This window comes from Plantibacter sp. Leaf1, assembly GCF_001421315.1.
Classification (GTDB): Bacteria; Actinomycetota; Actinomycetes; order Actinomycetales; family Microbacteriaceae; genus Plantibacter.
On sequence record NZ_LMJX01000002.1, the window covers coordinates 1,367,017 to 1,374,816 of the forward strand.

At 71.1% G+C, this 7,800-nt stretch carries 9 protein-coding genes; all 9 read right to left on the bottom strand.

Annotated elements, in window-relative coordinates:
- Window positions 1–51 precede the first annotated feature (51 nt).
- The gene (locus ASE44_RS08610; protein WP_056778952.1) at window positions 52–765 is read right to left on the bottom strand and encodes a Rossmann-like and DUF2520 domain-containing protein; all 714 of its coding nucleotides are present in this window, start codon (window positions 763–765) and stop codon (window positions 52–54) included.
- Window positions 762–2,558: a PH domain-containing protein gene (locus tag ASE44_RS08615; protein WP_056778955.1), complete on the bottom strand. Its 1,797-nt coding sequence runs from the start codon at window positions 2,556–2,558 to the stop codon at window positions 762–764. Before ASE44_RS08615 ends, ASE44_RS08610 begins: the two co-directional genes overlap by 4 nt.
- On the bottom strand, window positions 2,555–3,166 hold the full coding sequence (locus ASE44_RS08620) for a PH domain-containing protein (RefSeq protein ID WP_082455909.1): 612 nt from the start codon (window positions 3,164–3,166) through the stop codon (window positions 2,555–2,557). Before ASE44_RS08620 ends, ASE44_RS08615 begins: the two co-directional genes overlap by 4 nt.
- Window positions 3,126–3,605, bottom strand: a complete 480-nt coding sequence (locus ASE44_RS08625; protein WP_056008427.1) for a DUF3180 domain-containing protein — start codon at window positions 3,603–3,605, stop codon at window positions 3,126–3,128. Before ASE44_RS08625 ends, ASE44_RS08620 begins: the two co-directional genes overlap by 41 nt.
- Window positions 3,602–4,099: a 2-amino-4-hydroxy-6-hydroxymethyldihydropteridine diphosphokinase gene (gene folK, locus ASE44_RS08630; protein WP_235522570.1), complete on the bottom strand. Its 498-nt coding sequence runs from the start codon at window positions 4,097–4,099 to the stop codon at window positions 3,602–3,604. Before folK ends, ASE44_RS08625 begins: the two co-directional genes overlap by 4 nt.
- A gap of 62 nt (window positions 4,100–4,161) precedes the next feature.
- The gene (gene folB / locus ASE44_RS08635) at window positions 4,162–4,551 is read right to left on the bottom strand and encodes a dihydroneopterin aldolase (RefSeq protein WP_082455910.1); all 390 of its coding nucleotides are present in this window, start codon (window positions 4,549–4,551) and stop codon (window positions 4,162–4,164) included.
- Window positions 4,544–5,335, bottom strand: coding sequence for a dihydropteroate synthase (gene folP / locus ASE44_RS08640; RefSeq protein ID WP_056011497.1), 792 nt, complete (start codon window positions 5,333–5,335; stop codon window positions 4,544–4,546). The genes folB and folP overlap by 8 nt, the downstream gene beginning before the upstream one ends.
- An 82-nt stretch (window positions 5,336–5,417) precedes the next feature.
- Window positions 5,418–6,080, bottom strand: coding sequence for a GTP cyclohydrolase I FolE (gene folE, locus ASE44_RS08645; protein WP_082455911.1), 663 nt, complete (start codon window positions 6,078–6,080; stop codon window positions 5,418–5,420).
- 5 nt (window positions 6,081–6,085) lie between these two features.
- Window positions 6,086–7,800 (bottom strand): ATP-dependent zinc metalloprotease FtsH (ftsH, locus tag ASE44_RS08650; protein ID WP_235522571.1); only part of this gene is annotated, 1,715 nt, incomplete at its 5' end.

Consider the following 7,800-nt stretch of genomic DNA (forward strand, 5'->3'; position numbering starts at 1 on the left):
CGCGACCACGGCCGCTCGCTCGCCCGTTCGGACGAGTGGGCGGCCGTTCGGCTAGAGCAGCTCGTCGACGTCGGGCGTCGCGGCGCCGCGCAAGGCCTCGTCCACCGAGGACCGGACGAGCGAGGACAGGAACCCGCCGGCGTTCTCGATCCCGATCTCCTGGAGGAGTCCGGTCGCCTGCTGCACGACGGCCCGCGAGAAGCTGGCAGCCGTCTCGACCGCCTCGGCGTACGCCTCCCGATCGGCCTCGGCGATGATCACCGGTTCCGCGCCCATCTCCACGACCAGTGCCTGGCCGATCGGCTGGACGGGTGCCGGAGCGGTGACGGCGAAGGACGTCTCGTGCAAGCGGGCGAGGTCGAGGCTGGTCCCCGTGAACACCATCGCCGGGTGCAACGCCAACGGGATGGCGCCCGCGCGAGCGGCCGGAGCGAGGACCGCGGTGCCGAAGCGAGCCGAGGTGTGCGCCACGAGCTGGCCCGGCTGCCACGCACCCACCGCCGCGAGCCCCTCGACCAGCGACGCGAGTTGCTCGTCCGGCACGGCGATCACGACGAGTTCGCTCCGCTCGACGACCTCGGTCGGATCGAGCACGGGGACGTCCGGCAACAGGGCGTTCGCGCGGTCGAGACTCTCCTCGGACACCGCGGTGATGCCGACGATCGCGTGTCCGGCACCGCCGAGGGCCGCCCCGATGACCGGGCCGACCCGACCGCTTCCGATGATCCCGACGCCGAGGCGGGCATTCCGACGGTCGGCGCTCACCGCATCGTCCGATCGTCGTCGGCCGGCACCGGCGTTGCCGGGGATTCGAGTGGTCCCTCGGCCTCAGCCACGGCCTCCGTGCCCGGCTGCGCCGTCGGTTCTGCGAGGTACGGGGCCGTCACCGGCTCGTCACCGGGCTGGTGTTCGGGGTCGAAGCTCGCCCAGCGGTGACTCCGGTCGGTCGCCTGCGCGACCACGATCGCCTCGGAGGCCGCCTCGAACATGCGTACCGCCTCGTCCCGCGCCATGGCCGGGAGCTTCGCGATGACCGGACCGGGCACCGTGTGCGCGGTCGCGGAGGCCAGGTCGAGTGCCCGCAGGAGCGGCCCCTGGTTGATCCGGATGCTCTGCAGCCGGGCGAGCGGCAGGATGTGCAGCTTCCGCCAGACCACCCCCTGGCGGAAGAGCAGCATCCCGTCGCGCAGCGCATAGCCCGTGCGCCGCCACGAGAACCAGTTGATCCACATCGAGCGACGGGGCGACCCGACGAACCCGACCCCGTCACGCGTCGAGAGGGCGGACTGCAGTGGAGCCCAGGCGCTGCCGTCGATGCGGCCCGCGAGCATGAGCTCCACGACCTGGGCGGCGTCGACGAGCGATCCGACCGGCAACACCGTGTTGTTGCTCGCCCCGCGGGCAGCCTGCTCGAGGGAGAGACCGGCCTTGTTGATCCGGACCCTCCACCAGCCGAAGGGACGCCAGATGATCGGCTGCGACACCTCGATGGCGTGGATGCGACCCGGAGGGATGGTGTCGTTGGTCGTCGAGAACAGACCGAACCCGACGCGCACGCCCGAGGGGGTCGCGGCGATGCTGTAGCGGAGCGACTTCGTCACGCTCGACCAGATGAAGGCACCGAGGCTCAGCACCATCGGCACGAGCCAGAACCAGGCCCACTCGAGACCGTTCACGAGCAGGACCACCCCGACCACGACCGAGATCAGGACGATGACGGTGAACGGACTGAGCACGGTCGAGCCGACGAGACGCCCGAGGGTCAGCCGCACGACCGAATCCGGCACCGCCTCCTGAGGGTCCAGTTCCGGTGAGACGAAGTCGTCCACCCGCTCGGTGACGAACCGTGAGACGCCGCCGCCGTCCGGCGTCGCGGCGTCCGGCAGGCTCGGGTCGACCGGAGCGGCGGCGGGCCGCTGCTGGCGCTCGGCGAGCTTCACGCCGCTCGCGAGGGTGAGCACGTCGCGGCGGAGGCCGTCGGCGTCCGCCGTGTAGAGGTACTCGAGCTTGACGTTCGCGTCCTGCCCGGCGACGCTCACGTTGATGCGGGAGGCGCCGATGAGTCGGGCCAGCAGCGGCTTCTCGATGGAGACGCCCTGGATGCGGTCGAGCTTGGCCTTGCGGTTCGTGCGGAAGAGGATGCCGCTGCGGACCTCGACGGCCTCGTCGGTGACGCGGAAGGTGTGCATGCGCCACGAGAGCCAGAACACGGCGATGACCACGATGAGCCCGCCGGCGATCGCGAGGAGCACCCAGCCGACGAACCCGTGGTTCAGGATGTAGTCGATCGGGTCGGTCGGTTGCTCCATGCCCGGCGCCGGGATGAAGAACTCGATGAGCCGCTCGCGCAGGTTGGCGATGACGATGCCGAGGATGGCGACGAACGCGATGCCGCCGCGGAGCAGGGGCGTCGCCGGGTGCAGGCGGTGCCACTGACCGTCGACCAGGCTCTGCCCGGCGACGCGCGGAACGATCGCCTCGGCCGTCGGTTTGACGCGTGGCCCGGCAGCGTGCACGTCGAACCGGGGCGGCGGTCCCTGCGGCTGCTGCTCGCTCACAGGCCGGTCCGTCGGCTCTCCGCCACGGCGACCAGGTGGTCGCGCAGTCCCTCCGCCTCGGCCTCGGGTAGCCCGTTGATCACCACGCCGGTGGAGGCGGAAGCGGTCACGAACTTGAGGTCGGCCAGGCCGAACGCGCGCGAGAGGGGCCCGCGGTTGATGTCGACGAGCTGCATGCGACCGTACGGGACGGCGACGAAGCGTTGCCACATGATCCCCCGGCGGAACAGGAGGTCGTCAGCGCGGAGCTGGTAGCCGATGGCCCGGATCCGACGCGGGATGAAGGCCGCGGTGATCAGCGAGATGACCGCTAAGGCGGCGAACGGCCACCAGATCCACGTCCAGTCCCAGACGAGCGCGACGAACACGACCGCCGCGGTGACGACGAGGAGGCCGGCGCCCTCGGAGATGAACTCGATGGCGATGAGTTTGCGGCTCACCCGTCGCCACTCGACGTCGGGCAGGTCCAGCCGGTGCCCGCCGGGAGCGGACGACTCGGCGTGTGTGGCCTCCGTGGCCGACGTCTCGTCGAGCGGTGTGTCGATCAAGGGCCGCTCGACGAGCGGTTCAGGTGTGGGACGGGGCTCCCCCGGGTGCGGCGTCGTCATCATCATCCTTCGGAACGGTGCAGAACCACTCGGCCACCAGAGCGGCGACGACGAGCGCGACGGATCCCACGATGGACGCGATCACCAGCCACAGCGAGCCTAGCGCGGGCAGGATCGGGCGGGTCAGGAGGAAGAGCATGATCCCGACGGTGGCACCGGCGACCAGGGCCCCCGCGTGGCTCGACGCCTTCGCGAGGGCGGCCACCCGCATCGCCCGGAACGGGTCGATCCGTCGGGTCGCGTGCCCGGTCGTGCTGCGCCGGATCGGCCAGGACAGGGCGATGAGGATGATGGCGACCGCGACGAGGGAGACCGTGAGGGTGACGGGCGGGATGATCGAGGCACGCCCGGCGGACACCGACGCCACCTCGACGAGGAACCCGAAGACCACGCCGACCCCGGCGAGCACGATGAGCGGCGTCGCGGTGGTCCGCCTCACGGCTGCGCTCCGTCGTCGGGGACCACGGATCCGTCCTTGGCGGCGGCGAGGGTGTCGAGGCGACCCACACCGGGCAACGTCGCATCGGGGTCGAGCAACAGCCACGGCACGACGACGAAGCCGCGCTCGGCGGCACGCGGGTGCGGGACCGTCAGGCGGTCGTCGTCGATCGTCTCGTCGTCGTAGGCGAGGAGGTCGAGGTCGAGCGTCCGGTCGCCCCAGCGCTCCTCGCGGACCCGGCCGTGGGCCAGTTCGATCCGCTGGAGTTCGTCGAGGAGTTCGAGCGGCCGGAGTCGGGTCCGGACGATGGCGACCCCGTTGAGGTAGGCGGGTGCCGACTCGTCCACGCCCGCCGGCTTGACGGCGGCACTCGAGACGAGCGGCGAGGGTCGGACCTCGAGCACGCCGTCGACGGCGGCGAGGTCCTCACACGCCTGAGCGATCGTCGCGCGGCGATCCCCGAGGTTCGCCCCGAGCGCGATGACAGCCTGCACCGCGCGTGGCTTCGGTGGCCCCGGGCGTCGCGCCGGGTCGTGGATGGGGGTGCGCGACACCATCAGCCGGCCTGTCCGGTCTCGGCGCGGTCCGCGGCGGTGCGCTCGATCGTCACCGCGACGTCCGCGAACGGCACCGTGATCGGGGCGCTCGGCTTGTGGAGGGTGACCCGCACCGCCTCCGCGCGCGGGTTCGACAGCACGACGGCGGCGATGCGCTCCGCGACCGTCTCGATGAGGTCGACCGGGTCGCGCTCGACCGCGGCGACGACGGCTTCCGCCAGCTCGCCGTAGTGCATGGTCGCGCCGAGTTCGTCGCCGCCTGCCGCAGGGCGGAGGTCGAGGGTGACCGTCACGTCGATGACGAACTCCTGCCCCGCTTCGCGCTCGAAGTCGAAGACGCCGTGGTGGGCGAAGGCCCGCAGGCCTGTGAGGGTGATCGAATCAGTCATCGGCTCCACCTTGCCATGCATCGAGGGTGTCGAGGGCGAGTCTCGTGGCGGCGACGTCGTGGACGCGGACGCCCCAGGCGCCGGCTTGGACCGCCAGCACGCTGACCACGGCACTCGGAAGATCGCGATCGGTCATCGGGGCGTCGTCCCGCAGGAGTGCGCCGAGGAACCGCTTGCGCGAGGCGCCGACGAGCACCGGATAGCCGAGCTCGAGCAGCAGGTCGAGGCGCGCGAGGATGCGCCAGTTGTGCTCGGTGTGCTTCGAGAAGCCGAGCCCCGGATCGACGACGATCCGCTGTGGATCGACGCCCTGACCGAGCAGGGTCGACACGCGGTCGTCGAGTTCGCGCGCGACGTCGACCGCCGCGTCCGTGTACGAGGCGCGGCTCGCCATGTCCACCGAGTGGCCGCGCCAGTGGCTGATGACGCAGTCGAGGCCGGATGCGGCCATGAACGCCGGCATCCGGTCGTCCGCGAGCCCGCCGGACACGTCGTTGATGATCGACGCACCGGCGTCGGCTGCAGCTCGGGCGGTCTCGGCGCTCATGGTGTCGATGCTCACCCGCACCCCGGCCGCAGCCAGGGCCGACACGACGGGTGCGACCCGGTGTTGTTCCTCGCGGGTGTCGACCCGAGCGGCGCCCGGCCGGGTGGACTCACCGCCCACGTCGATGACGGTGGCCCCCGCAGCGACGAGCTCGAGGCCGTGCGCGACGGCGTCGTCGACGTCGAAGTAGCGGCCGCCGTCACTGAAGGAGTCGGGCGTGACGTTGACGACGCCCATGATCTCGGGCTGCGTCGTCGGTGCCGCGGTCGTGCGCCGGCCGTCTGCGGGGACGGCGTGCCCGTCGTCGCTCGTCACCGGATCACCGGGCCTGTTCGGCGGTGGTGCCGATCAGCTGCATGAGTTCCGCACGCGCGGCGGGATCCGCGAGGGCGCCGCGGCTGGCGATCGTGACGGTGGTGCTCGTCAGCTGACGCGAGCCGCGCATGGACACGCAGCCGTGCGCCGCCTCGAGCACGACGAGGACGCCGCGCGGGGCGAGTCGCTCCTCGAGGACGTCGGCGATCTGCTCGCTCAGTCGCTCCTGCACCTGCGGGCGGGACGCGATCGTGTCGACGACCTTCGGCAGGGCGCCGAGCCCGATGACGCGTTCGTCGGGGAGGTAGGCGATGTGCGCCGTGCCGAGGAACGGCAGCAGGTGGTGCTCGCACACGGAACGGAAGGCGATGTCGCGGACGAGCACGGCGTCGCTCGTCGCACCCTCCTCGATGGGGATCGTGCGAGCCAGGTGCTCACCGGCGTCCTGGCCGATGCCGCTGAAGAACTCCGCGTACGCGTCGGCGACGCGCGTCGGGGTGTCGGCCAGGCCGTCGCGGGCCGGATCCTCGCCGATCGCGTCGAGGATCTCCAGAATGGCCGCGGCGATCCGGGCACGGTCCACGGACGGCCGCGAGGCCGAGCCTGGATCAGACTCGGCCTGCGCGGCTCCGGCCGCGGCGTTCGCGGGGTGCTCGCCGGGCGTCATGCGGGCTAGGCGGTCGCCGGTCGCGGCTTCGTGGCGCGGGTGCGCTTCGGCTTTACTGGCGCCTCCGGCTCCGGCTCGGAGCTCACGCCGCCGTCTGCCGCACCCGAGTCGATGGGGGCGGTGAACGTCGTCGAGCCGACGGCGGAACCGGACCCGACCGGGCGCTTCTTGCTGGACAGCCACACCGGACGCGGCGGGAGCTTCTTGACGTCCTTGAAGATCTCGGCCAGCTGCAGGTGGTCGAGGGTCTCCTTCTCCATCAGCTCGGCGGCCAGGCGGTCGAGCACGGCGCGGTTGGTCGTGATGACCTGCCAGGCCTCGTCGTGTGCGGCCTCGATGAGTTCGCGGACCTGGGCGTCGACCCGCTGCGCGATCTCCTCGGAGTAGTCGCGCTGGTGGCCCATGTCGCGGCCGAGGAACATCTCACCGGAGGACTGGCCGAGCTTGACGGCGCCGACGTCGGTCGTCATGCCGTACTCGGTGACCATCTTGCGGGCGATGCCGGTGGCCTTCTCGATGTCGTTCGAGGCGCCGGTGGTCGGGTCGTGGAAGACGAGCTCCTCGGCGACGCGGCCGCCCATCGCGTAGGCGAGCTGGTCGAGCAGCTCGTTGCGCGTGACGGAGTACTTGTCCTCGAGCGGGAGCACCATCGTGTAGCCGAGGGCGCGGCCGCGGGGCAGGATCGTGACCTTCGTGACGGGGTCGGTGTTGTTCATCGCCGCTGCCGCGAGCGCGTGACCACCCTCGTGGTACGCGGTGATGAGCTTCTCCTGCTCGCGCATGACGCGGGTGCGTCGCTGCGGACCGGCGATGACGCGGTCGATGGCCTCGTCGAGGGCACGGTTGTCGATGAGCTGTGCGTTCGAGCGCGCGGTCAGCAGCGCCGCCTCGTTGAGGACGTTGGCGAGGTCGGCACCGGTGAAGCCGGGCGACTTGCGGGCGACGACCTCGAGGTCGACGCTCGCGGCCAGGGGCTTGCCCTTGCCGTGCACCTCAAGGATCCGCTTGCGGCCGGCGAGGTCCGGGGCGTCGACGCCGATCTGGCGGTCGAAGCGACCGGGACGCAGGAGCGCGGGGTCGAGGATGTCGGGACGGTTCGTCGCGGCGATGAGGATCACGTTGGTCTTGACGTCGAAGCCGTCCATCTCCACCAGGAGCTGGTTGAGGGTCTGCTCGCGCTCGTCATGACCGCCGCCCATGCCGGCACCACGGTGACGACCGACGGCGTCGATCTCGTCGACGAAGATGATCGCCGGCGAGTTCTCCTTGGCCTGCTGGAAGAGGTCGCGGACGCGGCTCGCGCCGACACCCACGAACATCTCGACGAAGTCGGAACCGGAGATGGAGTAGAAGGGGACGCCTGCCTCGCCGGCGACGGCGCGGGCGAGCAGGGTCTTACCGGTTCCGGGAGGGCCGTAGAGCAGCACACCCTTCGGGATGCGGGCGCCGACGGCCTGGAACTTCGCGGGCTCCTTGAGGAAGTCCTTGATCTCCTCGAGCTCCTCGATGGCCTCGTCGGCACCGGCGACGTCGTCGAAGGTGACCTTCGGCGACTCCTTGGAGACGAGCTTCGCCTTCGACTTGCCGAACTGCATGACCTTGTTGCCGCCGCCCTGCATGCCGGACAGCATCAGCCAGAAGAACACACCGATCAGGAGCAGCGGCAGCAGGAGACCGAGCATCGACAGCAGCCAGCTCGGCTGCGGGACCTTGTCGTTGT